Raw genomic sequence first — 26,109 nt, forward strand, 5'->3', positions numbered from 1 at the left:
GCTAGTCAGAGATTTGTTCTATTTTCTTTAAATATTGGCAGATTTTGCAACTTATGACTTCAGATTCAAACAATGGAAAGCCATGTGAGCCAGAAACCAATTCAGTTTCTAAAAATTCTACTGCTAAATTTCGCAATAAACGTTCAACTTTGTAACTAACTAAATAATCTTGCTTGGCAAATACATGATATTGATAACCACTATAATTTTTTAAGATACTTACATTATTTAATTTTTCCAAGCAATTCAAACCCGCACGAAGTACATCTAAATTTTGCGCTTGAATCAAACTTTGCAAGGTGATGAAATCCTGCTTGGTGCTATCAGTACCCTGACAAACCATATAACCAAACTTCTTTAAGGTAGAAATCGTATCCTGCTCGAAAGATTGTTTGAAGCTTTGAAAAGTCGCTTGATCCATCGCAGCAGACCACTTTTCATGAGCCACAAAACTTGGATTTGAGCCAAGTGTGATCAGCACTTTTTGTTGTTGATATTTTTTTTGAATTTCATCTACTAATATCGCCGCCAATTGACCACCAAGTGACCAGCCAATAATCACATCAAATTGTTTCGCCAATTCAACTTTCTGTTCGAGCACTGCTAGATTTAAGGCATCAAAAATATTCCATAATTCGACCTGATAACCTTGTGTGATCAATGCCTGCTGTAAAGGAGCAAGTAATTTACGACCGCCGCCCCAGCCAGTAATAAGTAAAATATGTTGATTCAATGCAAACTCTAAAATTAACCGATTCCAAATAGTATAAAAGTTCAAAGTAAGTTTGATAGTGGCATTTCAGCACATCAACCGATTTGCAAAATACATTTGGAATCGACTTTGAAAAATATAAAATCAGCTAGCCTACAGCGCTTTAAAATTTGCTAAGATCGGATAAAGAACAATATAAACTGATGCTCTATGAAAGTTTCTTCATTGCTTAAAATCTGTTTCATGACATGTGCTTTAATAGCAACTACCCAAATCACAGTTGCCGAAACATCAATACTCAGCACCAGTCAAAACAAACAAAAACAATGGGTAGGCACACCCGCACCCAACTTTAAATTGCAAGATCAAAATGGAAAATGGCACGAACTGAAACAATATCAAGGCAAATGGCTTGTTCTGTACTTTTATCCCAAAGACAACTCACCCGGTTGTACAGAAGAAGCCAATCAATTTAAAACCCTATATCCACAATTTTTAAAAAGTAATGCGGTTGTTTTGGGCGCAAGCTTAGATGATGTTGCATCACATCAAAAGTTCTCTAAAGCACTCGGACTTCCCTTTCCAATTCTTGCCGACCAACAGCACAAGCTGGCTACTCAGTTAGGTATTGTACGAAACTTAGGGATTTTGAAAGTTGCCAAACGTGAAACCTTTCTCATTGACCCGAAAGGCATTATTGTTTATCACTATACCAGTGTGAATACACAGACACATGCGGCGCAAGTCTTGGCAGATATTAAAAAACTACAACAATAGTTTTCATGGCCCAATAAAAAACCCAGCTTCTGCTGGGTTTTTTGGATATTTTTTAAATTACATTTGAGACTGAATATAGTTTGGTAGACCAATAAGTTCGATCAAACGCATTTGCTTTTCAAGCCAGTAAGTATGATCTTCTTCAGTATCTGACATTTGCTGACGGAGCATATCACGGGTCACATAGTCACCCTTTTCTTCACACAATTTTACGCCTTGTGCAAGTTTCTCACGAACATGATATTCAAGCGCCAAATCCGCTTTTAAACAAGTCACAACGTCTGTACCGACTTCAATATCATCACGATTCATATTCGGCGTTCCTTCAAGGAACAATACGCGCCGAATCAATGCATCTGCATGTGAGCCTTCTTCTTGGCTTTCATGATCGATACGTTCGAAGATTTTACTTAAGCCCCAATCTTCATACATACGGGAATGAATTAAGTATTGATCACGAGCAGCCAGTTCGCCACCGATCAGCATATTTAAGTAGTCTACGACTTCTGGATTGCCACGCATTTTCTTCACTCCATACCCTTTTCAAATATTATGGACAAGTTTCAAAATGAATGCAAAATATAATTTTTGTAAGTTTATGATTTATATAAAATTTAAATGATAAACATACGCATTTGCAGTTCAATTCCGCGCATTTTTCACATATAAAAGAAGCCCTTGCAGAATATTCAAGGCATTTAGAACACGTAATAATCAAAAATCGCTGTATGCTGTTTTTTGTAACAATTAACAATGCGTCTTGTTTAGCAAAAATATCTCCAGATTGATTCAACACACTGTGCTTATCGCTATGGGAAACTTTATATTGATGCTCTATGCATTGCTGTCAAAGACAAGGCGAAAATCTCCAACGAAGACAGACTTAAGCTGAAGTCCAACGTGCATTCTTCCACGCTTGCTGTTGCCTTAAATCTAGAAAAGTCCAAGCGACAAAACGGCTTTCTTTTTGTCCCTGCGTCATTTTAATGGTTTTCACATCCACTGCACCGCTCTTCGCTAAGGCCTTTAAAAGCACTGGCAATGTTGTTTTCTTGGAAACCAGCGTACTAAACCAAAGACATTGTTCAGCAAACTGGATGCTCTCTTGTACCATTTGGCAGACAAATCGCTCTTCGCCGCCATCACACCAGAGTTCGTTCTTTTGACCGCCAAAGTTTAATACCACCTTGCTCCGATCAACTGGCTTGCCTAGTTTTCTTAATTTTTGCGTTGCAGTCGCGTTTGCCTCATCTTGCGAGGCATGAAATGGTGGATTACACATAGTCAAATCAAAACGATCTGAAGGTTTAATCACACCATTAAAAATATTGCTCGCTTTTTTTTGCAATCGAATCTGAATGCCTTTACGCAGATTCGGATTTGCCTCCACAATAAATTGAGCACTTTTAACCGATGCAGCATGTATGTCTGAGCCGACAAATTTCCAGCCATAGCTGCGATGACCAATAATCGGATAAATACAGTTCGCACCCACCCCAATATCTAAGACTTGAACGTGGTGTCCTGTTGGAATCTGCCCTTTGTTGTTGGCACTCAACAAGTCAGCCAAATAGTGAATATAGTCCGCTCGCCCCGGAATAGGCGGGCAAAGAAAATCTTTGGGAATATCCCAATATTGAATGCCATAAAAATGCTTGAGCAATGCTTTATTCAGCATTTTCACTGCGTGTGGATCAGAAAAATCTACCGATAAATCGTTATATTTATTTGGGCTGACAAAAGGCGCAAGTTCCGGACAGCTCTTGATTAACTGAGGAAAATCGTAACGACTGCGATGCAGATTTCGTGCATGTAATTCCGATTTTTGCTGCGGAAAAGATTTCTTTGCTTGCGCCATGTATATGCCAATATTCAACGGGAGAACAGAATCATCTGATAAGGCAGGATCAATACCTGCAAATTAGTCAATATTGTACGTGAATTTGACCATCAATGACGCCCCTATCCTTTTATTTGTCTATCTGAAAATCAATAACCACTTGGAAGTCTATTCTTATTTTATTTGGACATTTTTGTTTGCTATAGCATTAAATTTCATTAAACAAAACCGTGAAACATGAAGAATCAACAAAAAGCCCCATCGTTGATGATTGGGCTTTTTATATAAGTATAAGATAGTGATTTATATGAAATAAAAAATAGAATTTCGTATAAGGTGTATTATGTTAATTTTAGATAATATTAACGATGTGGGAACTATGAATGAAAATAATTAAAGGTATTGAGTAATGCAAGATATTGGCGATCTATATCCAAATGGTGAAGTTGAAAAGAAAGTAATTCAAAACTTTGCTAATACTCTAGGTGTAGAATTCCCACCTGAATATATTAAACTTATTTCACAACATGATGGATTTTTCCCCAAATTAGTAGCTTTGATTTTGTTGATACTAATGGAGAGCTAAATATTTCTTGTATTGCTGAATTTGGTGGATATATACATACGCCTCGAATAGAAGGTATGCAGTTCCCTGAAGGTGACGATGACTATAGTGGCAAGTTAATTGGATTTAGTATGACGCCTGGAGGCGACTTTATTTGCTTTGATTACAGATTTCCATGGATAAAATATCAACCTAAAATTGTCTTAGTCCTACATGATGATTTCTATGATTACGGTGTAAATGAGGATAAGAGAAAAGTTCTTTATTTAGCTGATAGATTTGTATATTTTATAAATTCATTACATGAAGATATTGAATATTAAAAGGTTTCAAAAGACTATTTTTTATTTAAAATGATGGCTGTTATACAAAATGAAGAAGCCTAGACCGAAGATCTAGGCTTTAAATTTAAAAAATATATAAAAATTAAGTCTATAGTATCAATTTTTTCAACTTCGCATCACGTGTATTATGCTAATTTTAGAGAAAATCAAGAATCAGTTGGAATAATCAATGACATTAAAAGCGTTATATATAGAACTTTATTATGGAGAATATTCTTACTCAGAAAGGAGAAAAAAATTAATTGAATATATTGATAACAATGAAAATACTCCTGCTGAATTACTTGAACTATATCCTAATTATGAACCACTATTACTCAGTGTAATACAGATAAAAGATTCTGAATTTTCATCCAATTGTTTAGAAGCCGAAATATTGGCAGCTAAATTCTTTTTAGGTGTTTTAGCTGACTATAAAAATGGTAATTTAAGCCCTCTTAAGCTATGTAAAATTTTTAGTAATTTAGAAAAAGGGTTCCTTGATGCACCAAGAGGACTTGAAAATAACATAGCTTACTATCCCGAATGGATAGGTGACCTCTATGACGCTTGTGACTGGTGCGATGAAACATGGACAATCGAAAATTCACCTCATTTAATAGATGCTATACAGCATCAGATTAATGTCATTCATGGGTGGCTTTTGAAGCCTATTTAACATCATAGAGGTTATACGAAATAAAAAACCAAGACCTAAGATCTAGGCTTTAAATTAAAGCACACAAGTTAGATATGACTCTTTGTCCATTTTTCTGTGAGATTTTGCGTCCATACTCATAAGAATATACATCTATCCAACATTCATCCCATATTCGCATATTTTAAGATCAATAAAAAAGTACTTTTTCAGCATTCACATGCATTCTCTGCTGAATTTAGTGCGCATTAAACCCAATCATCAACATATATTTTTTCAAATCAATCAAAGACAAAACTAAATATTCTCAATATGATAAAAAAATGCGTCAATTAAAGTTGAAGAATATGAATAGCAAGACAACAAGACAGATACTCGTCACAGGCGCGACAGGCTATATTGCCAGTTGGGTCATCAAAAATTTACTCGAATTAGGGCACACGGTACATGCCACAGTTCGTGATCTGAATAAAACATCAGGATTTGCACATCTCGAAAAAATTGCAGCTGATACAACTGGCACTTTAAAACTGTTCCAAGCCAATTTATTGGATGAGGGTGCATTTGATTCAGCCATGCAAGGTTGTGACATTGTGATCCATATGGCATCCCCTTTTGTTGTGACCAACTATAAAGACGCAATAAAAGACATTATTGAGCCGGCTATTTTAGGCACTGAAAATGTACTCAACAGTGTCAATAAAACAGAATCTGTACAACGTGTTGTCGTGACTTCAAGCATCGCATCAACCTATGGTGATGCCATTGATATTCTACAGACCGAGCATAATGAATTTGATGAATCGCATTGGAATACCTCCAGTTCAGAAACTCATCAGCCTTATCCGTATTCAAAAGTTATGGCAGAGCGAAAAGCATGGGATATGCAAAAAGCACAAAACCGTTGGGATCTGGTCTGTGTTAATCCAGCACTGGTCATGGGGCCATCTTTAACAGCGTCAACACAGTCAGGAAGCGTTGAAGTGCTACAACAGTTTGCCAATGGCATGACTTTGGCCGGTGTTCCACCAATGTGGAATGGTATCGTCGATGTTCGCGATGTTGCCGATGCGCACGTACAAGCAGCTCTCAATCCTGCAGCAAGCGGACGTTATATTATTAGTGGTGGTACTTTAAGTTTATTAGAAATGGGGAAAATATTACGCTCGCATTTTGGTAATAAATTTCCATTTCCGCGCAATACCTTACCGAAGTTTGCCTTTAAAGCCTTTGGCCCTCTTGCAGGTTTCCCGCGAAAGTTTGTTGAACTGAATATGGGTTACCCAATTTACTTTAATGCAGATAAGAGCAAGAAAGAATTAGGGATCGAATACCGCAATATTCAAAACAGTGTGGTTGAGCATTTCCAACAACTCCTCGATGACGGTGTGGTGAAGCAATATATTCCGTGAATCACTCATTAACAAAAAAGCCACCTTAAATAGGTGGCTTTTTATATTAAAAAAATTAAACTAACTTAGAAATCAAAAGTCACGCCGACTTTATAGGTACGTGGACCACCCACTAAGACATAACCTGAGTTGAATGTACCTTCCCAATATTTCTCATCAGTCACGTTAGCAATATTGGCTAAGAATGTAGTATTTACACCACCCAAATTGGTTTTATAACGTGCACCTAAATCTAAGATTGTATAGTCTGGTAGTTTAAGACTATTAGTTTCATTTAAATATTGTTCACTCACATAATTTGCACGCGCATTCACATTTAAACCATCTACATAAGGTACCGCATAATCTAAGCCAAGCGTTGCGGTAAAGTCAGGAATACCATATACCGTATTGCCTTGATTAGTTACACCATTTTTCACCGCTGCTTTGGTATATTCAGCATCGATATAAGCCAAACTACCCATCAGATTTAGACCTGTATAAATCTCTCCTGAAAATGCCCATTCCACGCCATGTGAACGTGTTTCTGCATCATCTGTGGTAATTTGATTGATTGTACTATTGGGTTGACCATCAGAATATGAAGATACCATGGTCGATGGTTTTTCAATTTGATAAAGGGCAAATGTATTCAACCAAGAACCTACTTGATATTTTGCACCCAATTCATATTGTTTGGTTTGGAATGGCGCAAAGGTGACATTATTGTTGGCATCTGCAACGTTATTCACCGTTACCCCTTCAGAAAGTCCCTCTACATAGTTTGCATAAATAGAAAGATTCTCACCAAAAGGTTTAACCACGACACCTAAGCTTGGCGAAATTTTATCATCTTGATAGCCAGTCTTTCTTTGTAAATTCTTGGTATCGATATCCTGATAGCGTGCACCAACAATCAGCTGCAATTTATCATTTAACATCGAAATCTGATCAGACACCGTATAGCTGACATATTTATTGTCTAAGTTTGGTTGAACCACAGGATAAGCTGAAGGCATACCGATAGTGGTGTTAGGATCATATAAATTGGTTGACTCAATATTCTCTTGCGTCGCTTTCACATGCTGATCTGTTTCTTTGGTCAAGTAGTCAGCTCTTACATTTAAGGCATGTTTTACAGCACCTGTATTAAACTTATATTGCAAACCTGTATTGGCTGATGTAATCGACTCAGATGACCCCGTACGATAGTACTGAGATGTAGCATGACCATCTGCTTGCCCTACGACAAGACGCGTACCAAAAATGTGTCCGCTATAGGCCTTTTCAATATGCCCTACACCCGCATACACATTTAAATCAGGCGTGAATGCATATTCACCACTTAATCCTACAAACTCACTATCTGTATGACCTTCTAAATTACTAAAATAATTGGTATCGCCTTTAGGCGCATCAAGTACGCCATTATAGATATGACCATGTGCGTCTTTCACGCCGAACGCGACCATTGCAGGTGACCCACCATTACGATCATCACGTACCGCATAGGCATCAAAATTAAGTTTTAACTTATCCGTTGTATAGTCTGCAGCAATTGCACCTGATGCATGTTTATCTTCCATGCCTTCAATAATGTGCTCACCTTGACCATAAGCACCATTCACACGTAGACCAAATTCTTTTTCAGCACCAAAACGTCGCGAAACGTCAAAACCTGATTGGTAAAAACCACCTTCTTCCATTGAAGCTGAAACTTGAGTTTTTTCTTTATCAGCACGCTTTGTTTTAGCAATGACCACACCACCGACCCCACCAGCAGGCGACATACCGGCAACCAGGGCATTCGGGCCTTTCAATACAGTAACCGAATCTAAAAATTCAGTTGGTACACGCCCATAAGGTGCCATACCATACATACCATTCAATGCAATATCATCATGATTGATGTCAAAGCCACGAATATTAAAGTTTTCGTTTAAATGACCTTGGTTAGTTGTAATACGGATACTCGCATCATTTCTCAGCACTTCACCCACGGTGATCGCTTGCTGTTCTTCAATCAGTTTTTCGCTATATGCCGTCACGCTAAATGGCGTATCAACAATTTTTTGATTTCCCAATGCACCAAGGTCTGTCTGCGCTTTCAATTTTCCATTTGCAAGCTGCTTTTCGGCTGGCACTTCAACTTCAATTGTTTCAAGCACGGTTCGCTCTGCTGCATTTACTACTGCAGATGTACCCACCCCTAAGATCGCGATTGAAATCGCACGGACTAAATGAGTTTTTGGAAAATTGATCATTGTTGAACGCTTAATTTATTTGAATAAGAATCATTATTATATTTATAATAATTCTTAACTGCATTATAAATCCCGATGATTATACTTTTTTAATGAAAAATATAAATATTCATTTTTTATAAATTGTAGATAATACAAATGTAAATAATTGTTTTTTATTGCTTTTATAAAAAAATAAATACAATCTGTGTATGTTCAATTAAAGCTCTTAGGCAAATAAATGATTAATTAATATACAAATAGTTTGAATTTTTACATGCTTAATTGCCACATGAATAGATAAATCCTTTTACATTCAAAAGTTAATAACGCATTTTAGTTAGTGCCTGTTAGCCAAATTTAAGTCCCTTTTGTAAATTTAAAAAAAAAGCGACTCAAAAGAGCCGCTTTTTTCTAACCGAAGTTAAACTCAAATTATTGAGCTTGACCAGGTTGAGCCACTACAGTACGGCTACCAGAAATCGTAGCGAATACGCGACGGTTCATAGCACGGCCTTCTTTAGTGTTGTTGTCAGCGATCGGTTGATCCCACGCGAAACCTTGAGTAGATAAACGAGCTGGGTCAACGTTGTATTCGTTAACAAGTGAAGATTTAACAGAGTTAGCACGAGCTAGTGATAAACGTTCGTTTAGAGCACGTGGACCAGTGTTGTCTGTGTGACCTTCGATTTTAGCTGTAGCATTAGGGTATTCGCCTAATTTTTCAGCTACTTTAGCGATTTCAGGTTTGTATTGATCTTTGATGTTTGATTTGTTTGTATCAAAGAACACACGAAGTTCCATGTTAAGATCTTCAGTCAACTCTTGAGGAGCTGGAGCAACTGGAGCAACTGGAGCTACAGGAGCAACTTCAACTACAGGAGCAGCAGGTTTCAAGTGACCGCCAAGAACTACGTTAAGACCAGCTAAAGCTGTGTAGTTCCAGAAATCTTCATCGATGTTGTAAGTAGCACGAGCTTCAGTACGTAGAGATAAAGCATCGTTTAAGCGCCAGAAAGCACCTAGACCAGCATTACCCAAAGTACCTTCTTCAGTAGTACCACGGTCAGCACCTAAACCACGAGCAGCAGCTTCGTCAAATTTGTATTTGTAGTGACCAGCACCTAACAATACATATGGCTTAACTTTGCTGTCATAGTTTTTAGTGATCAAATCAGAAGTAGCATAGAAGTTACCGTTGATTTGAGTTTGTTTGTACTCACCCCAATCAGTATCCACATCGCCTTTAACTTGGTTGTATTCAGCTTCGAAACCTAACCATGGAGTTAATTCAACACCAAGTGCTGCACCAACAAACAAGTCGTCTTGTAGCTCTGGACCTTCAGTAAGGTTGCCACGGCTGTTGTTGTGTTCAGAATCTTGGAAAGTGTAACCAAGCATTAATGGAGTAACAGTTACGCCTGCGTTTGCAGCTGCTAAAGGAGCAGCTACGAGCATTGCTAATGCAATACGACTCATTTTCATGGATTTATCCTCCAGAGATAACAATTGTTGTTCAAGCTCAAGCCGAAAAATTGGCTATCCTGAGATAGGCTTTCTTATACCCCAGTTTTTTTTTTAAGCTATTCACGCTGAATCATACAAACACTTTTTTCTTTTTCCAAGTGCTTGATTAATCTAATCAAGTAAATTATTGACAAAATTACTTACAATTTCCGTTGTAATTCGGTAAATTTTTACTCAATTTTGAGCAGTGAATCGCCTATTGTCACTTGCTATTTTCATTTTAACAGCTTTATCTAAAATTGAGTAATAAAATTCTATACTCAAAATTAATATCGCCATTAAAAACACATATAACATTAGACATATAAAAATAATATTAAATTTTGGATTAAATCAATGCTTTACAATAAAGAAACCGGCTTTACGTTATTTGAACTTTTGGTCTCAATCGCGATTATGGTCATTATCGTGACGATAGCTTTACCACATTTCAACAATTTAATGGCGCAGCGAGAAGCGAATAACATCAAATCGACTATTCAAAATCACAATGCATTCGCACGGGCTCAGGCCACAATTTATCACTCCAATATTGTGATTTGTCCTAGTCTTAACTTTAAACTTTGCCAACCTAACAACTGGAACAGTGGTCTGATCATATTTATTGACAGTAATAAAAACCGTCAAGTCGACGCAAATGAAAAAATATTGCTGCAAGATAAACTCAATTTAAAATATGGCGATCTGTCTTGGCGTGGGACTTTACACATTCCGAGCCTAACCTTTCAGGCTAGCTCCGGTTTACCCAATGGTTCAAATGGTAGTTTCTACTACTGTTCGAAATCAACGCTTCAACCGATCCGAGCAGTCTTAAGTCGAATGGGACATATCCGATTTGAAAACCCAGCCAGTTGCTAATTTGAGAACCGGTGAGTCCAAAACAGCTTTTTAAATTTGCTTTTTTCCTGTTCAATTTTACTTATACTGCTGACGTATTCAAATATTAATGTATAAGAAAATGGAGACATGTAATGACTGATATCGTCATCGTCAATGGTGCCCGTACAGCAATGGGTGGTTTTCAAGGGAGTTTAGCCGCTGTCACTGCACCAGAATTAGGCGCAGTTACGATTAAAGCAGCCATCGAACGCGCGGGTTTACAACCGACAGATGTTGAAGAAGTCATTATGGGCTGTGTGCTTCCGGCTGGCCTAAAACAAGGTCCTGCCCGTCAAGCGATGCGTAAAGCCGGTCTTCCAGATTCAACTGGTGCCGTAACCATCAACAAGCTGTGTGGTTCAGGTATGAAGGCCGTGATGCAAGCGGCAGATATGATCAAGGCAGGATCAGCTCAAGTCGTAGTTGCAGGTGGTATGGAGTCTATGACCAATGCCCCTTATGTTTTGACCAAAGCACGAGCTGGCTACCGTATGGGCCACGGTGACGTTAAAGATCATATGTTCTTAGATGGCCTAGAAGATGCAGAAACGGGCCGACTCATGGGCTCTTTTGCGCAGGATATGGCAAACACAAAAGGCTATACACGTGAACAAATGGATGACTTCGCCATTCGCTCGCTTAAACGTGCTCAAACTGCAATTACTGAGGGTTATTTTGCTGACGAAATCGTGCCTGTCACTGTTTCGAGTCGTAAAGGCGATGTGATTATCGATAAAGATGAACAGCCTTTTAACGCCAATATCGAAAAAATTCCAACACTGCGCCCTGCTTTTGCTAAAGATGGAACAATTACCGCTGCCAATGCCAGTTCTATTTCTGATGGTGCGTCTGCTTTAGTATTAACATCAGCAGAACAAGCATCAGCAAAGGGCTTAAATCCACTAGCGAAAATTGTGGCTTATGCATCAAATTCACAGCATCCTTCAGAATTTACTATTGCACCTGTAGGCGCAATTCAAAAAGTTCTAGATAAATCGGGTTGGAATGTTGCTGATGTCGATTTATGGGAAATTAATGAAGCTTTTGCCATGGTCACGATGTGCCCTATTGATGAATTTAAATTAGATGCTGAAAAAGTAAATATCAACGGGGGTGCTTGTGCGCTTGGACATCCTGTTGGTTCTACAGGTTCACGCATTATCTTAACGCTGATCCATGCATTAAAACGTACAGGCGGTAAACGTGGTATTGCAGCGCTGTGTATTGGCGGTGGTGAAGCGACTGCTGTGGCGATTGAATTGCTTTAATCCTCTGCTGACTCCCTTCACAAAGGGCGATTTAGAGGGAATATTCTTTAATCCTCCCCTAACCCCTCCTTTAATAAAGGAGGGAGACTGAAAATCCCTCTGTAAGAGGGATTTTTTATGCTTACATTTTAGACATAAATTGTTCACATACACGTCAGCCAAGGCTCTTAAAATAAATGTCGACATAATAAAAATGGATGACCTTTATGCAGCTCAATCACTACTTGAATTTTCAAGGCAATACCGAAGCAGCCTTTAATTTTTATCGTTCTGTATTTGGTGGAGAGTTCCTCAATGTGATGCGTTATGGTGATATGCCTGCTGAGGAAGGCATTTCACTATCCGATGCAGATCAGCAAAAGATTATGCATATTTCCCTACCGATCAATGAATTTACCGTGCTGATGGCCTCAGATGTCAACGAACAATTCTGTGCGCAATCCAATCAACCCTTTACCTTAGGCAGCAATCACTATATTTCGATTAATTTAGACAGCAGTGAACAAGCTGAAGCCAAACGATTGTTTGATGCATTGTCCAAAAGTGGCTCTATAGAAATGCCTCTCGAAAAGACCTTTTGGGGTGCACTCTATGGCGCATTTACCGATCAGTTCGGAATTAAATGGATGGTCAATTGCCAGCTTAAAAATGAATAATCACTCATTAAAAGTATTTCGATCAATAAAAAAGCCTCCGAATGGAGGCTTTTTTATTGATCAAGGCACTTAAGCACCAGTTTGATAATGCGCTTGCGGCACTGCAGTTGAAGCTTGATATGGATTGGTAAAATCACCTAAGCCAGCAGCAGCTTCAGCAATATCTTTACCTTCTTTCACTACAAAAGTATCGAAACCTGAACGCTTCATGTAGTTCAACACATCTTTGAATACATCACCTGTTGCACGTAGCTCGCCTTGAAAACCTTGGCGACGTAACAACGCAGCAAATGAATAGCCACGACCATCGTTAAAACCAGCAAACTCGATAAAGATTGCATCTAACTGATCAAGCGGGAATTCATTGGTTTCAGGTGAAGCATCCACCGTTACGAAAAGTGCTTTTTTACCAGACACATTCGCAAGTTGATCTAACTGCTCAACTGTTAAAACCACGTCACCTTGTGGCAACACACCATCTTCACCAATGACTTGGTAAGTATTGTCTGCAATCGAGCCATCTTTAGAGAGGACTTGTAGTGCTGTATTAAGCATATGCACGCTCCTTAAATGGTTGGATGCCAACACGGCGGTAAGTATCAATAAACTCTTCGCCTTCTGCACGAAGGTCTAGATAAGTATTTAAGATTTCTTCAATAATGTCTGGTACAACTTCGGCTGCAAATGATGGGCCTAAGATGTCACCAATTGATGCATCATGGTCGGCATTACCACCCAAAGTGATTTGATAGAACTCAGCACCCTTTTTATCTACACCTAAAATACCGATATTACCGACATGGTGGTGACCACACGCATTCATACAACCAGAGATGTTCAGATCCAATTTACCTAAATTGTAAATGGTATCTAAGTCATCAAAACGACGAGAGATCGCTTCAGAAATTGGAATCGATTTCGCATTTGCCAATGAACAGAAGTCACCACCTGGGCAGCAAATGATGTCGGTTAAGAACCCAATATGCGCACGTGCAAGATTATGTTGATCAAGGATTTTCCATAGATCAAACAAATCTTTTTGCGGTACATCAACAAGCGCAATGTTTTGCTCATGTGTGGTACGGAACTCACCAAAGGTATATTTGTCAGCCAAGTCAGCAATCAGGTTCATTTCTTCAACAGTCATATCACCCGGTGCAATACCCGCACGTTTCAAAGAAATCGTAACGATGCGGTAACCTTTGACTTTATGTGCATTGGTGTTGATGTTGAACCATTGTTTAAATTTCGGCTCTGCGGCAAATTGCTCTGCAAAATCTTCATCCGCATAATCTTGGTAATCAAATGGTGTGAAGTTCTCATCCATTTTCGCCAAGGTATCAGCATCAATTTTTAAAGTTTTGATGGTATGTGCAAATTCAGCTTCCACTTTCTCTGCAAATACTTCTGGTGTTAATGCTTTCACCAAAATTTTGATACGTGCTTTATATTTGTTATCACGACGACCGTGTAAGTTGTATACACGAAGTACCGCTTCTAAATAAGCAATCAAATCTTCACGTGGCAAGAAGTCACGAATAAAGCTACCAATCACTGGTGTACGGCCTAAACCACCACCAACTTTGATTTTATAGCCAATCTCGCCTGCTTCATTTTTCACGATATACACACCGATATCATGGAAAGACGTTGCCGCACGATCAGTTTCTTCCAGTGCTGAAACTGCAATCTTGAACTTACGTGGCAAGAAAGCGAATTCTGGGTGGAAAGTTGACCATTGACGAATCAATTCACACGTTGGGCGTGGGTCAGCAATTTCACCCGCAACCACACCTGCATATTGGTCAGTAGTTGTGTTACGAATACAGTTACCCGAAGTTTGAATCGCATGCATTTGAACAGATGCGAGCTCTTGTAACATATCAGGCACATTTTCTAGTGCAGGCCAGTTAAACTGAATGTTTTGACGAGTAGATACGTGCGCATAACCACGGTCATAGTCCTGAGCCAATGACGCAATTTTACGTAATTGTTTAGAATTCATCAGGCCATAAGGTACTGCAATACGTAGCATCGGTGCATAACGCTGTACATAAAGGCCGTTTTGAAGACGCAGTGGACGGTATTCATCTTCCGTCAATTTACCTGCTAAATAACGTTCCGTTTGATCACGGAACTGTGCAACACGTTCATTAACCAGTTGCTGGTCAAAATCAGTATATAAATACATGGCGTACAGCTAGTAATTTCTATTATAACAATGCACAGCATAACGAGATTTTATCTATCAAGAAAATGCGTTTTTTACATATTTAATAGCGATTTTATTGATAAGACTGTCGCAATTTCACTGATATAGCGGATTCCGGTCATTTACTTTTTATTTATTAATATATTGAATTATTTCTCCATTACTTAGCATAAATTTACATAAAGAATTTAAGCCAATAAAAAGCCCGATAAATCGGGCTTTTTATTTAGCGATGTAAAATCACTTATTTTTTATCTGGTAAAGCATACGCAACAAGGTAATCACCAAGTTTTGTACCAAATGAACCATGACCACCAGCCATGATCACAACATATTGTTTACCATTTGCTTCATAAGTCATTGGAGTCGCTTGACCACCTGCTGGTAGACGACCTTCCCACAAAGTATCACCATTCGTTACATTGATTGCACGGATATAGTTATCTTGTGTTGCGCCTACAAACATGACATTACCAGCAGTCGAGATTGATCCACCAAGACCCGGTACACCAATTTTCACAGCAGGTAATTGGAACAATTTCGGTAAACTGTCTCGAATTGTACCAATACGTTTTTTCCAGACCACTTCATGTGTATTTAAATCTACACCTGCAGTAAAGCCCCATGAAGGTTGTTTACAAGGTAAGCCAAGTGGTGACAAGAAGGCTTTGATTTCCACACCATAAGGTACGCCATACATCGGTTGCACGCCTTGTTCAGTACCCGCACCTTTCGCAGTTTGCTCACGGTTTGGATCTGTAGGAATCAACTTAGTGACAAATGGCAAGCCAATTGGGTTCATCACAGCAACTTGACGGTCTTGGTTCACCGACATACCACCCCATTCAAATACCCCAAGGTTACCAGGGAATACCAATGTGCCATTTTCAGAAGGTGGTGTATAAATACCGTCGTAGTTTAATGATTTGAAATACACACGACACATCAACTGGTCAAACATAGTGGCACCCCACATTTGTTTATCAGTCAATTTATCTTTTGGTGCTAAATCAAAATCAGAGAACGGTTGAGTTGCAGAATAATGCTCACCTTTAGTTTGTGGACCACGTTTTACAGTTTGTGGAACCGCTTTTTCGGTGATTGGCACAATCGCTTTACCAGTACTACGGTCAAGGACGAATGCATTACCTGTTTTGGTTAAGACATAGATCGCAGGAACAGTATTACCTGATTTATCTTTGATATCTGCCAATGAAGGTTGTGATGGTACATCCATATCCCACAAATCATGATGTGTGGTTTGGAAATTCCAAATTAATTTACCTGTTGATGCATTTAATGCCAACATTGAGTTTGCATAGCGTTCATCTAATGGCGTACGGTGACCACCAAAAATGTCTGGTGTGCCTACACCTGTTGGCACATAAACGATGTCAAGTTTTTCGTCATATGCTAAAGGTGCCCATGCATTCGGTGAGGCTACAGAGTATTTTTGACCTTCGCCTGGCATGGCATTTGGATCTTCCGCCCCTGTATCAAAGATCCACAATAATTCACCGGTATTGACATCATAACCACGGATGACACCAGATGGCTCTTTAGTCGAGAAGTTATCGGTAGTTGAACCGCCAATCACAATGGTTGTGCCAGTAACCACTGGAGGTGAAGTTGGGATATAACCGCCCGGATACGGATAAGGCATATCTTTTTGTAGATCGACTTCGCCGTTATGACCAAAATCACTACATGCTTTACCTGTGTCAGCATTGACTGCAACCAAACGACCATCATTTACAGGCAAGATCACTTTGCGCGGACATTCAGTAGAAGTCGAGCGTTTGTTCTCTAAGCTTTTTGCAAACTGAGTGGTATTTGCAGCGTCAAAATAAGACACACCACGACATGTTAAATGTTGATAGGTATTGTCCGCTTTAAGCTTAGGATCGAATGCCCATTTTTGTTTACCTGTCGCAGGATCAAGTGCAATTAAACGTTGGTGAGTTGTACACATAAACATGTCATTGCCGACTTTAATCGGAGTGACTTGGTTTGTGGTTTCACCTGAGTCATTTTCTGTTGGTAACTCACCTGTACGGAAAGTCCATGCTACTTCTAAATCTTTAACGTTGTCGCTATTGATTTGGGTGAGTGGAGAATAACGTACACCACCTTGTGTACGACCATAGGCAGGCCAATCTTCAGGAGCAATACCCTCAATCGCTTTGGCTGTTTGAGGTTGTGCATTTTTAATTTCACCGTGAATTTCTTGCGGATCATTAAAAATTGAATAGATCATCACGATAATCGCAATCACCAGTGTGCCTGATAATGTAATTTTCGCAGTTTTGCCATTTTCCATACCGCGTGTCACGGCAGGAATCAGTAACCAAAGGCCCAATAAGCCTAAAATATCAAAACGCGGTGCAAGTGCCCAAAAGTCAGACCCTGCCTCCCAAAGTCCCCAAATCACTGTACCCAGCATCAACGCTGCATAAATGTATAAAGAACTGTTTTGAATTTTTCTTAAGTATATTGCTGAAGCCAGCATTAACAGGCCGGCGATAATGTAGTACCAAGAACCGCCAAGGACTGCCAGCCAGATACCACCAATCAATAGAACCAAGGCGAAAATTGCCATCACAACGACGGTAAATGTTCGCATCCCAGTTCCGGTAGATGGGTTGCTCATGTTGACCACCTCTATTGTCGAATGTTGTATTTGGTGCGTGAAACACATTCAACACACCAACGTTTTTATGTCGCAAAGAGAAGTTGTTACAAAAACAATTCAAGAGGAAATATCGTAATTTTTCTCAGAATTACCGAATTGCTTTTATAAGAACTCTAATTTGACATCAATTAAAATGCTGTTTGAAATTTGATACCGCCGACCCACGCATTCTCACCATTTTTGTAAGCACCGACGTGACGGATATATTGAATATTTGGACGAATAGTCAGCCAGTTTGCTGCATGAATACCGTAGTAAATTTCTGCGTCATACTCTTCACTTTGTAGACCGCGTGCATCAACGCTGTTATTGGCAATATTGGCATCATTCACATCATCATTAATGCTGATACGACCTAAACCAATCGCAATTTCATCCTGAGGACGTGCATCGAATGCACCTTTGTAGACCAAGCCAATGTTTTGCATATCACTCACATTGTTGGTGTCTGAGTCATGCACGGTGACATTCACAAAACCGCTTAAGCCACGTGAAGCATCGTCTTTGTGTGCTGTCAGTTGTTGTTTCGCCACAATCCAACCACCTTGATGGTGATCTTTTTCATTTACTGGGCTATCAATGACATCGGCATCAGCGGTACTGTAGTAGTAACCTGCACGGTATTCACCCGGTAGCTTTTGTGTCCCCACTTTTGGAGTCCACACCACTTCAGCAGGAATAATCGCACCTTTAGAACCATCAGTACTCAAGTTCCAACCTTTACCACGTTTTAGATTTTCAGGGTTGTATTCATAAACCCCGACTTGTGCATAGAGTTCAGGCTGAATGTTATATTTCACGCGAGCAGCCCATTGGCTGACTGGCCAGTTGTACCATTGGTCACCGACCCAGTTACCCACTTGTGAACCACAAAGTGCTAAGTTTTGAAAGTCACAGTCAAAGCTGTTGAAATCTTCACCTTCACCAAAACGACCGACTTTAATATCTAATTTTTGGTCTAAGAATTTTTTCTTGATCCAAAAATCAGTCAAACGCCAAGTTTGACCACGACCCCACACTTCTTGTGTTGCACTTAAATGACCATTTAATGCATCTGAAGTTTGAGACAATGAACGACCATTACGTTCAGTGATATTGATTTGCGCTTCGGTATCTTTCCAACCCGCAATTTTTTCTAAATCGAGATGTGCCCCGATCGCGAATTGGTCCGCATATTCAGTGCCATGACCAGAAGCATGCCTTGCATCTAACAAAGTGGCTAATTCGCCACCATAACTAAAACTAAAATCGTAACCTTTCTGTTGGAGAGCTGTTCGTTGACCGTTCCAATCACCGAACATCCATGGGCTTTCAGAACTGAAAGCATCTGCAGTAGTTGCCGCTTGGGTTGCTGAACCCGCAAGCATTATTCCGAGGCTAAGATATAAAGATCCAAGTTTACTCACAGCTATTTTCATTTGGAGACCTATATACCAATTGTGTTAATAGTTCATATAATACTCTCACATTTGTATAATTTATTTATTTTTTTGTTAATAACTCTCAATATTTACATAGATGTTTATCTAATTAAGAGATTTTAAAGGTTTTATTGTTTAACTTATCACCTTTTTTTATACCGTTCATAACCAATTATCCGCACCTAAAGTTTTACCCACATGGGTATAAATCAATGCTGATCTAGAAAATTTAATCGGACATGCCAGTTGAGTTTGTGTCATTGTGTCGCCTTCTTGTAGCGGAACTTCAACACACCAATGCCGCTCTTGGGCCAATTGTGAATTTAGAGCTTCGTCCAAACTTAAAACTGGTTCCACACAGACATCTTGAGAGGCAAAAATCTTTTTCCACTCAGCCCATGTTTTGGTCAGTATCTTGCTGGCAATTGCATGCTTAATTTCAGTCTGATCTTGTGGATCAAATGACATGCCTTGCGTCGCTAAAGCGGGTAAATCTAGAATTTGCGCCAATCCATGTAAAAACTGTGGCTCCAAACCACCTATAGACAGATAACGACCATCTTGGGTTCGATAATAGTCATAGAAACTTCCGCCATTCAGATGTGCAGTTTCTGCGGCTGTTACAGCATTGGCAGCCAATACGCCAGCTGCAGCCATATTGTTCAATGCGACAGCGCAATCGGTCATGGAAATATCAATATATTGTCCTAAACCGCTACGGTAACGCTCAATCACCGCAGCTAAGATGCCAGTAATTGCATGCATTGATCCACCTGCTACATCGGCGATTTGAATCCCCATCGGTGGCGGGCCACTATCTTGGCGTCCGCTATGACCTGAAATGCCTGATAAAGCCAAGTAATTGATGTCATGCCCTGCGCGGTCTTTGTAATGTCCGGTTTGACCATAACCCGTAATCGAGCAGTAAATAAGTCGCGGATTAATTTCGGCCAAAACTGCATAATCCAAACCCAAGCGTTGCATGACACCTGGACGAAATTGTTCTACCACAATATCAAAATCTGAAATTTTGGCTTTGATCAATTCAATACTTTTCGGATCTTTTAAATCTAATGCGATGGATTGTTTATTGCGATTTAAATAACTATGCGCTGTGGCTTGCCCATTGGCATAAGGTGGCATCAAACGAACTAGATCGGGACGCGTCGGTGACTCAATATGCACAACTTCCGCACCCATGTCAGCCAAATACAAGGTCGCAAATGGCCCTGGGAGTAATGTCGAAAAGTCGAGTACTTTCAATCCTTTTAAAGCAGCTTCCATGGATATTTTTCTCTAATTGTGTAGATTTTTTATCCATGGTAGAAATATAAAATGATTAAAACAATGTCATGTTCAGCCATTTACCTTGATAGTTTCGGCAATTTACCATGTAAAAATGGCAAAACCGCTGTTGTAAATTGCCATGATTTCTTTTTTTAGCGTCATTTAGGTCAAACATTTGTGAACATTAAAGAGACTGAAGGATTAAACATGAGTCGTGATACGATCAGTATCCATTTCGTCAACGCAGCCTTAACTGGTGTGAGACGTCTCGGCATGGATGTCGAAACTTTATTGTCTCATGTTGGCATTGAGGCTGAACTTCTACGCCAACCCAAAGCCCGTATTTCACCTGAACAATACACACGTTTTATTAAAATGTTGTGGATGGTGACCCAAGACGAACACGTCGGTTTTGATATTCAACCGCGCCGCTTGGGTACTTTTGCCATTATGTGCCAATTGATTATTCATGCAAAAACCCTCGGTGATGCACTCGAATTGTCTTCGCAGTTCTACAAACTGTTTGGTGATGAATGGTCGGTGACACTAGAACGTGATAAGCACGAAGCACGTTTAGTTCCTCAAATTCCAAAATCTATGGACCCAGACCATTTCATTACAGAAAGTATGCTGATGATTTGGCATGGTCTCGCTTCTTGGTTGATTGAACGTCGTCTGCCTTTAGAGCGTGTTCACTTCGGTTATGAACGACCTGAACATGCTGACGAATATGATGCCTTGTTTTTTGCACCTGTCATGCAGTTTGATACACCACGAACTGAAATTACATTTGCAGCGGATTATTTAGATTTACCCATTCGTCAAAACGAAGAAACGCTTGAAGAATTCTTAAAAGCGGCTCCTGCACAGTTATTGGTTAAATTTAAAAATACCAATTCATTAACATCTCGTATCCGTGATGTGCTGAAGAGTCAAATTGGCGAAGAAATGCCAACCTTAAACGATGTTGCTTCAATGCTGTATCTATCGCCGCAAACACTACGTCGTCGTTTAGCCGCTGAAGGTAAGAGCTACCAAGGTGTAAAAGATGCTTTACGTCGAGATGCTGCAATTCACTTATTGCTTAATCCAGACTTAACGCTTGAAGATGTTGCACAGCAAGTCGGCTTTAGTGAAACCAGTACTTTCCACCGTGCATTTAAAAAGTGGACCGGTGTAACACCAGGCCTATATCGCCAATTACATGGTTATCATTAAGCAATATTCAAAAATAGCATTCTCTAAAACCTGATCTCGATCAGGTTTTTTTATTTCGGAAAATCTGCACGTTGTTTTTGACAAAGCAATGGATCGACGGGCGTGATCACGCGTTTGCCATCCTGTATCCGATACATTTCTGCCTTGGTCACATGATCATTTCGATCATACTCACAGGCTAAACCGCCCGTCCCCTCATCTGAGGGATGAATGCCATAGATCATATAAATATAAAAACCGATCAAGCATACAAAACCTAAGCAGCCTGCAAAAACAAGCCAAGCCAGACCTTTCAACACTCGCTTCACATTTTTATGCATAAGCAGATCTTCAATATGTACTGAATCGATAGCAACTGATCTTAACCGATCCTCGCTTTCAATATGCAGGTTGATTTTTATCTTATTCAGCAGCAAGCGTTGACCAAAAATATCAAACGACTCGCCCGTTCTCATCATTGCACTGGGTTGATTAATCCGTACACTCAAAAAACCAATAAAAATTTATAGATCATAGGGACAGGATTATGAGCGAGGCTTACATCATTGATGCCATTCGCACACCGCGCGGCAAAGGAAAAAAAGACGGTTCACTACATGCCGTTAAACCGATTAGCCTACTGACCGGTTTATTGAACGAATTACAAAACCGACATCAATTTGATACCGCTGCAGTTGACGACATTGTACTGGGCTGTGTAACCCCCATTGGTGACCAAGGCGCAGACATTGCCAAAACCGCAGCGATTGCGGCCGGATGGGATAATGATGTGGCAGGCGTTCAAATCAACCGTTTTTGTGCATCAGGTTTAGAAGCTGTGAATATGGCCGCGCAAAAGGTCCGCTCTGGCTGGGAAGACCTTGTGGTGGCTGGCGGTGTAGAGTCGATGTCTCGTGTGCCGATGGGCTCAGATGGCGGTCCTTGGGCGCTTGACCCTGAAACCAATATGGCTTGTGATTTTATTCCGCAAGGCATTGGGGCCGATTTAATTGCCACTATTGACGGTTATAGCCGAGCAGATGTGGATGCCTTTGCAGCCAACTCTCAGCAAAAAGCAGCCGCAGCGCAAGCCAATGGTTATTTTGACCAATCTGTCGTTCCAGTTAAAGACAAAGCAGGCGTCACTGTTTTAGCCAAAGATGAATTTATTAAACCAACGACCACAGCAGAAGGCTTAGGCAAGCTCAACCCAAGTTTTGCCATGATGGGGCAAATGGGCTTTGATGCCATCGCCTTGCAAAAATATCCTGAAGTCGGCGCAGTCAACCATGTACACCATGCAGGCAACTCATCGGGCATCGTTGATGGTGCTGCCGTGGTGTTGCTTGCCTCTGAAAAAGCAGTCAAAGAACAAGGTCTTAAACCGCGCGCCAAAGTGCTTGCAACTGCATTGGTGGGTGCAGACCCAACCATTATGCTGACTGGCCCTGCACCTGCTGCACGTAAAGCCTTAGCTAAAGCTGGCTTAACCATTGATGATATTGACCTATTTGAAGTGAACGAAGCTTTTGCAGCAGTCGTGATGCGTTTTATTACCGAACTCAAGGTGGACCCTGCCAAAGTTAATGTGAATGGCGGTGCAATTGCATTAGGACATCCGCTGGGTGCAACAGGCGCCATGATTTTAGGCACCCTGATGGATGAACTGGAACGCCAAGGTAAAAAGCGCGGTTTAGCGACCTTGTGTGTGGGCGGTGGTATGGGCATCGCAACGATTATTGAGTTGGTATAAGGAGACTAAAATGAGTGCAATTCAATTTGAAAAAAATGCCGACAATATCGTCATTTTAACTTTAGATTCTCAAAACCAATCTGCCAACACCATGAATGCAGACTTCCGTACGGCACTGGCTGAAACGGTAGACAAACTGCAAGCAGATGAAAATATTGTAGGGATTATTTTTCGTTCCGCAAAAAAAACCTTCTTTGCCGGCGGCGACTTAGACGAACTGATTCAAGCTACACCTGAGCATGCGACAGAATTCTTCAATATGATTGAAGAGATGAAAGCCAAACTGCGTTATATCGAAACCCGTGGCATTCCTGTTGTAGCAGCCTTAAATGGTACAGCGCTTGGCGGTGGCTGGGAGTTAGCTCTTGGCTGTCATTATCGAATCGCACTGAATGATGCTAAGGCAAAATTTGGCTTACCTGAAGTAACTTTAGGCTTACTGCCAGGCGGTGGCGGTATTGTACGTATGGTCCGTTTATTGGGTCTGCAAAATGCATTTCCACTCTTAATGGAAGGCAAGCAAATTGGTGTCGAAAAAGCCAAATCATTGGGGCTGATTCAAGATACTGTAGATAGCCTTGAAGACCTGATGGACAAAGCCATTGCGTGGGTGAAAGCCAATCCAAAATCACAGCAGCCCTTTGATGTAAAAGGCTATAAAATTCCGGGCGGTACGCCATCGACTCCTGCTGTGGCGCAAATGCTCGCCATTGCCCCCGCTATGCTACGTGACAAAACCAAGGGCTGTTACCCTGCGCCTGAAGCCATTATGTCAGCTGCGGTTGAAGGCGCTCAGGTCGATGTTGATACGGCGCTCACGATTGAATCACGTTACTTTACTTACCTTGCAACCGGTCAAATTTCTAAAAATATGATCGGCACCTTCTGGCATGGTCTCAACGCTATTAAGTCTGGTGCAAGCCGTCCAAAAGACGTCGCGAAATGGCAAGCCACCAAAGTTGGTATTTTAGGCGCAGGCATGATGGGTGCAGGCATCGCTTATGCCACAGCATCAAAAGGCATTGCAGTTGTACTCAAAGATGTTTCTGTTGAAGCTGCTGAAAAAGGCAAAGCCTATAGCCAAAAACTGCTAGATAAAAAAGTATCTCAAAGCCGTTTAAGTGCAGAAAAACGTGATCAAGTTTTAGGACTGATTCATGCCACTGCAGATGCTGCCGACTTACAAGGCTGCGACTTGATCATTGAAGCGGTATTTGAAAATGTCGAACTCAAAGCCAAAGTGACTCAAGAAGCAGAAAGTTACTTGGCAGCCAATGGCGTAATGGCATCCAATACTTCAACCTTGCCAATTTCAGGCTTAGCCAATGCATCTCAAGATCAAGCTAAATTTATCGGTCTACATTTCTTTAGTCCTGTCGACAAAATGCAATTGGTGGAAATTATTAAAGGTAAAAACACGTCGGCTGAAACCTTAGCCAAAGCCTATGACTATGTACAGCAAATTGGCAAAACACCAATTGTGGTGAATGACAGCCGTGGCTTCTTTACCAGCCGTGTCTTTGGCACCTTTGTGCAAGAAGGTTTACGTCTACTGTCTGAAGGCGTACACCCTGCCCGCATTGAAATGGCAGCTCTGAAAGCTGGCATGCCTGTAGGCCCATTGGCGATTCAAGATGAAGTGTCTTTAACACTCTCTGAGCATGTTGCAAATGAAACACGTAAAGCCCTACAAACCGAAGGCAAAGACCTGCCTCGTTCAGGTGCGGATGAGGTGATTCAGACAATGATTCATGAGTTCGGACGTAAAGGTAAAGCTGCCGGCGCAGGTTTTTATGAATATCCTGAAGGCGGTAAAAAGCACCTCTGGGATGGCTTGAGCAAATGGCAGAATGATAATGCTATTTCTGAACAGGAAATGATTGACCGCTTCCTATTTGTACAGTCGCTCGATACGCTACGCTGCCTAGAAGAAGGCGTACTTGAATCAACAGTAGATGGTAATGTCGGATCAATCTTCGGGATTGGTTTTGCCCCTTGGACAGGTGGTGCACTTCAATTTTTAAACCAATATGGTTTGGAAAAAGCGCTATTACGTGCCAATACACTAGAAGCAAAATATGGCGAACGCTTCAAAGCACCGCAATTGCTGAAAGACAAAGTGGCGAAAGCTGAGCAGATTTAATTATTCATTTTGAGCATGCAAATTTTGCTGTTCAATCACATCAAAAGGAGCTTCGGCTCCTTTTTATTTTCCTTCTCAGTCGCGTGTTTGCAAACAAGCCTAGAATTTACGCGAACTCTCATCAGTTTTATGTTATAAAGTAACAAGTTTTTTGATTTCTTTTTATCCGATTGAGTAGCTTGTTATGACAGATCATACTTCTCCTGAAAAATCACCATGGGGCTGGAAAGCACTGATTATCTTCTGTATTTTAGGTGCGCTATTCATGGGTATTTTCTGGCTTGCTGTGACCAATGAACCAGACTATATGCCGAGCCAACAGAAAAAAGACAATACTCAACAGCATGCATTTAAAAATGCCCCTGTGATGTCAGAAGAAGCGTTGAAAAAGGCGCAAGCTGATCAAGCAGCTCGTGAAGCATCTGCACCGACTGCAGCAGACATGCATATGACCGAAGAACAACATGCACATATGGATGACATGAGCCCTGAACCTACTGCATCGAATGATCATGGTCACTAAGCTTTGACCCAATCTATGCAAATAAAAAACGCTTAAAATATT

23 protein-coding genes are annotated in these 26,109 nt (G+C 40.4%); 12 read left to right on the forward strand and 11 right to left on the reverse strand.

Annotation, left to right across the window (positions count from 1 at the left end):
• Position 1 precedes the first annotated feature (1 nt).
• The gene (locus FTU13_RS16005; RefSeq protein ID WP_180128835.1) at positions 2 to 733 is read right to left on the reverse strand and encodes a YqiA/YcfP family alpha/beta fold hydrolase; all 732 of its coding nucleotides are present in this window, start codon (positions 731 to 733) and stop codon (positions 2 to 4) included.
• 222 nt (positions 734 to 955) lie between these two features.
• Between FTU13_RS16005 and FTU13_RS16010 the strand changes: the two genes are divergently transcribed.
• Entirely contained in the window at positions 956 to 1,489 is a 534-nt protein-coding gene (locus FTU13_RS16010; protein ID WP_373423843.1) for a peroxiredoxin, read from the forward strand.
• Between the two features lie 57 nt (positions 1,490 to 1,546).
• On the opposite strand, the gene bfr is transcribed toward FTU13_RS16010, so the two are convergent.
• Positions 1,547 to 2,011, reverse strand: a complete 465-nt coding sequence (gene bfr, locus FTU13_RS16015; protein ID WP_067762676.1) for a bacterioferritin — start codon at positions 2,009 to 2,011, stop codon at positions 1,547 to 1,549.
• Between the two features lie 361 nt (positions 2,012 to 2,372).
• Positions 2,373 to 3,347 carry a 23S rRNA (adenine(1618)-N(6))-methyltransferase RlmF gene (gene rlmF, locus FTU13_RS16020; protein WP_180128832.1) on the reverse strand — a complete coding sequence of 325 codons (975 nt, stop codon included), beginning with the start codon at positions 3,345 to 3,347 and terminating at the stop codon, positions 2,373 to 2,375.
• A gap of 391 nt (positions 3,348 to 3,738) precedes the next feature.
• Between rlmF and FTU13_RS17570 the strand changes: the two genes are divergently transcribed.
• The 4 genes from FTU13_RS17570 to FTU13_RS16035 all read left to right on the forward strand — a co-directional run bounded on the left by FTU13_RS17570 (position 3,739) and on the right by FTU13_RS16035 (position 6,287).
• Positions 3,739 to 3,915 carry an SMI1/KNR4 family protein gene (locus tag FTU13_RS17570; RefSeq protein ID WP_257225319.1) on the forward strand — a complete coding sequence of 59 codons (177 nt, stop codon included), beginning with the start codon at positions 3,739 to 3,741 and terminating at the stop codon, positions 3,913 to 3,915.
• A gap of 56 nt (positions 3,916 to 3,971) precedes the next feature.
• Positions 3,972 to 4,217 (forward strand): hypothetical protein, encoded by a 246-nt coding sequence (locus FTU13_RS17575; protein ID WP_257226697.1) that lies wholly within the window; start codon positions 3,972 to 3,974, stop codon positions 4,215 to 4,217.
• Positions 4,218 to 4,407: 190 nt separating this feature from the next.
• A complete protein-coding gene (locus FTU13_RS16030; protein WP_078194247.1) occupies positions 4,408 to 4,896 on the forward strand; it encodes a hypothetical protein in 489 nt (162 codons plus the stop codon).
• Between the two features lie 326 nt (positions 4,897 to 5,222).
• Positions 5,223 to 6,287 (forward strand): aldehyde reductase, encoded by a 1,065-nt coding sequence (locus FTU13_RS16035; RefSeq protein ID WP_180128831.1) that lies wholly within the window; start codon positions 5,223 to 5,225, stop codon positions 6,285 to 6,287.
• Positions 6,288 to 6,352: 65 nt separating this feature from the next.
• Here the strand turns inward: FTU13_RS16035 and FTU13_RS16040 are convergent, their stop codons facing one another.
• Both FTU13_RS16040 and omp38 read right to left on the reverse strand, forming a co-directional pair.
• Positions 6,353 to 8,530 (reverse strand): TonB-dependent siderophore receptor, encoded by a 2,178-nt coding sequence (locus FTU13_RS16040; protein ID WP_180128830.1) that lies wholly within the window; start codon positions 8,528 to 8,530, stop codon positions 6,353 to 6,355.
• A 414-nt stretch (positions 8,531 to 8,944) separates the two neighbouring features.
• Positions 8,945 to 9,994, reverse strand: coding sequence for an outer membrane protein Omp38 (gene omp38 / locus FTU13_RS16045; protein WP_180128828.1), 1,050 nt, complete (start codon positions 9,992 to 9,994; stop codon positions 8,945 to 8,947).
• A 378-nt stretch (positions 9,995 to 10,372) separates the two neighbouring features.
• Between omp38 and FTU13_RS16050 the strand changes: the two genes are divergently transcribed.
• From FTU13_RS16050 to FTU13_RS16060, 3 genes are all read left to right on the forward strand, one after another.
• Positions 10,373 to 10,894 (forward strand): GspH/FimT family pseudopilin, encoded by a 522-nt coding sequence (locus FTU13_RS16050; protein ID WP_180128827.1) that lies wholly within the window; start codon positions 10,373 to 10,375, stop codon positions 10,892 to 10,894.
• 113 nt (positions 10,895 to 11,007) lie between these two features.
• Positions 11,008 to 12,183: a thiolase family protein gene (locus tag FTU13_RS16055; RefSeq protein ID WP_180026710.1), complete on the forward strand. Its 1,176-nt coding sequence runs from the start codon at positions 11,008 to 11,010 to the stop codon at positions 12,181 to 12,183.
• Between the two features lie 206 nt (positions 12,184 to 12,389).
• Positions 12,390 to 12,839, forward strand: a complete 450-nt coding sequence (locus FTU13_RS16060) for a VOC family protein (RefSeq protein WP_180128826.1) — start codon at positions 12,390 to 12,392, stop codon at positions 12,837 to 12,839.
• Between the two features lie 69 nt (positions 12,840 to 12,908).
• On the opposite strand, the gene FTU13_RS16065 is transcribed toward FTU13_RS16060, so the two are convergent.
• The 5 genes from FTU13_RS16065 to FTU13_RS16085 form a co-directional block, all read right to left on the reverse strand.
• Complete coding sequence (locus FTU13_RS16065; RefSeq protein ID WP_168379542.1) at positions 12,909 to 13,394, reverse strand: DUF934 domain-containing protein; 486 nt, start codon at positions 13,392 to 13,394, stop codon at positions 12,909 to 12,911.
• Positions 13,387 to 15,030 carry a nitrite/sulfite reductase gene (locus FTU13_RS16070; RefSeq protein ID WP_078190090.1) on the reverse strand — a complete coding sequence of 548 codons (1,644 nt, stop codon included), beginning with the start codon at positions 15,028 to 15,030 and terminating at the stop codon, positions 13,387 to 13,389. The genes FTU13_RS16065 and FTU13_RS16070 overlap by 8 nt, the downstream gene beginning before the upstream one ends.
• Before the next feature lie 265 nt (positions 15,031 to 15,295).
• Positions 15,296 to 17,701, reverse strand: a complete 2,406-nt coding sequence (locus tag FTU13_RS16075) for a glucose/quinate/shikimate family membrane-bound PQQ-dependent dehydrogenase (protein ID WP_180128824.1) — start codon at positions 17,699 to 17,701, stop codon at positions 15,296 to 15,298.
• A gap of 170 nt (positions 17,702 to 17,871) precedes the next feature.
• Entirely contained in the window at positions 17,872 to 19,110 is a 1,239-nt protein-coding gene (locus tag FTU13_RS16080; RefSeq protein WP_257226701.1) for a carbohydrate porin, read from the reverse strand.
• Between the two features lie 216 nt (positions 19,111 to 19,326).
• Complete coding sequence (locus FTU13_RS16085; protein ID WP_180092515.1) at positions 19,327 to 20,448, reverse strand: CaiB/BaiF CoA-transferase family protein; 1,122 nt, start codon at positions 20,446 to 20,448, stop codon at positions 19,327 to 19,329.
• A 210-nt stretch (positions 20,449 to 20,658) separates the two neighbouring features.
• Here FTU13_RS16085 and FTU13_RS16090 point away from each other — a divergent pair, with 210 nt between their 5' ends.
• On the forward strand, positions 20,659 to 21,669 hold the full coding sequence (locus FTU13_RS16090) for an AraC family transcriptional regulator (protein ID WP_180005120.1): 1,011 nt from the start codon (positions 20,659 to 20,661) through the stop codon (positions 21,667 to 21,669).
• Between the two features lie 50 nt (positions 21,670 to 21,719).
• Here FTU13_RS16090 and FTU13_RS16095 read toward each other — a convergent pair whose 3' ends face one another.
• Positions 21,720 to 21,989: a hypothetical protein gene (locus FTU13_RS16095; protein ID WP_180022851.1), complete on the reverse strand. Its 270-nt coding sequence runs from the start codon at positions 21,987 to 21,989 to the stop codon at positions 21,720 to 21,722.
• A 206-nt stretch (positions 21,990 to 22,195) separates the two neighbouring features.
• Here FTU13_RS16095 and FTU13_RS16100 point away from each other — a divergent pair, with 206 nt between their 5' ends.
• The 3 genes from FTU13_RS16100 to FTU13_RS16110 all read left to right on the forward strand — a co-directional run bounded on the left by FTU13_RS16100 (position 22,196) and on the right by FTU13_RS16110 (position 26,067).
• Entirely contained in the window at positions 22,196 to 23,401 is a 1,206-nt protein-coding gene (locus FTU13_RS16100) for an acetyl-CoA C-acetyltransferase (protein WP_180128822.1), read from the forward strand.
• Between the two features lie 10 nt (positions 23,402 to 23,411).
• A complete protein-coding gene (locus FTU13_RS16105) occupies positions 23,412 to 25,544 on the forward strand; it encodes a 3-hydroxyacyl-CoA dehydrogenase NAD-binding domain-containing protein (RefSeq protein WP_180128820.1) in 2,133 nt (710 codons plus the stop codon).
• A 184-nt stretch (positions 25,545 to 25,728) separates the two neighbouring features.
• Positions 25,729 to 26,067 (forward strand): hypothetical protein, encoded by a 339-nt coding sequence (locus FTU13_RS16110; RefSeq protein ID WP_078190097.1) that lies wholly within the window; start codon positions 25,729 to 25,731, stop codon positions 26,065 to 26,067.
• Positions 26,068 to 26,109: the final 42 nt, after the last annotated feature.

This window comes from Acinetobacter sp. YH12064 (genome assembly GCF_013419735.1).
Lineage (GTDB): Bacteria > Pseudomonadota > Gammaproteobacteria > Pseudomonadales > Moraxellaceae > Acinetobacter > Acinetobacter amyesii.

Bases quoted from the DNA above. Each gene is read 5' to 3' on its own strand.
- FTU13_RS16040 (WP_180128830.1), bottom strand. From the start codon at position 8,530: ATGATCAATTTTCCAAAAACTCATTTAGTCCGTGCGATTTCAATCGCG.
- FTU13_RS16100 (WP_180128822.1), top strand. From the start codon at position 22,196: ATGAGCGAGGCTTACATCATTGATGCCATTCGCACACCGCGCGGCAAA.
- FTU13_RS16075 (WP_180128824.1), bottom strand. From the start codon at position 17,701: ATGAGCAACCCATCTACCGGAACTGGGATGCGAACATTTACCGTCGTT.
- FTU13_RS16065 (WP_168379542.1), bottom strand. From the start codon at position 13,394: ATGCTTAATACAGCACTACAAGTCCTCTCTAAAGATGGCTCGATTGCA.
- FTU13_RS16050 (WP_180128827.1), top strand. From the start codon at position 10,373: ATGCTTTACAATAAAGAAACCGGCTTTACGTTATTTGAACTTTTGGTC.
- FTU13_RS16105 (WP_180128820.1), top strand. From the start codon at position 23,412: ATGAGTGCAATTCAATTTGAAAAAAATGCCGACAATATCGTCATTTTA.
- FTU13_RS16080 (WP_257226701.1), bottom strand. From the start codon at position 19,110: ATGCTTGCGGGTTCAGCAACCCAAGCGGCAACTACTGCAGATGCTTTC.
- omp38 (WP_180128828.1), bottom strand. From the start codon at position 9,994: ATGAAAATGAGTCGTATTGCATTAGCAATGCTCGTAGCTGCTCCTTTA.
- FTU13_RS16030 (WP_078194247.1), top strand. From the start codon at position 4,408: ATGACATTAAAAGCGTTATATATAGAACTTTATTATGGAGAATATTCT.
- bfr (WP_067762676.1), bottom strand. From the start codon at position 2,011: ATGCGTGGCAATCCAGAAGTCGTAGACTACTTAAATATGCTGATCGGT.
- FTU13_RS16035 (WP_180128831.1), top strand. From the start codon at position 5,223: ATGAATAGCAAGACAACAAGACAGATACTCGTCACAGGCGCGACAGGC.
- FTU13_RS16090 (WP_180005120.1), top strand. From the start codon at position 20,659: ATGAGTCGTGATACGATCAGTATCCATTTCGTCAACGCAGCCTTAACT.
- FTU13_RS17575 (WP_257226697.1), top strand. From the start codon at position 3,972: ATGCAGTTCCCTGAAGGTGACGATGACTATAGTGGCAAGTTAATTGGA.
- FTU13_RS16060 (WP_180128826.1), top strand. From the start codon at position 12,390: ATGCAGCTCAATCACTACTTGAATTTTCAAGGCAATACCGAAGCAGCC.
- FTU13_RS16055 (WP_180026710.1), top strand. From the start codon at position 11,008: ATGACTGATATCGTCATCGTCAATGGTGCCCGTACAGCAATGGGTGGT.
- rlmF (WP_180128832.1), bottom strand. From the start codon at position 3,347: ATGGCGCAAGCAAAGAAATCTTTTCCGCAGCAAAAATCGGAATTACAT.
- FTU13_RS16095 (WP_180022851.1), bottom strand. From the start codon at position 21,989: ATGCATAAAAATGTGAAGCGAGTGTTGAAAGGTCTGGCTTGGCTTGTT.
- FTU13_RS16110 (WP_078190097.1), top strand. From the start codon at position 25,729: ATGACAGATCATACTTCTCCTGAAAAATCACCATGGGGCTGGAAAGCA.
- FTU13_RS17570 (WP_257225319.1), top strand. From the start codon at position 3,739: ATGCAAGATATTGGCGATCTATATCCAAATGGTGAAGTTGAAAAGAAA.
- FTU13_RS16010 (WP_373423843.1), top strand. From the start codon at position 956: ATGACATGTGCTTTAATAGCAACTACCCAAATCACAGTTGCCGAAACA.
- FTU13_RS16070 (WP_078190090.1), bottom strand. From the start codon at position 15,030: ATGTATTTATATACTGATTTTGACCAGCAACTGGTTAATGAACGTGTT.
- FTU13_RS16085 (WP_180092515.1), bottom strand. From the start codon at position 20,448: ATGGAAGCTGCTTTAAAAGGATTGAAAGTACTCGACTTTTCGACATTA.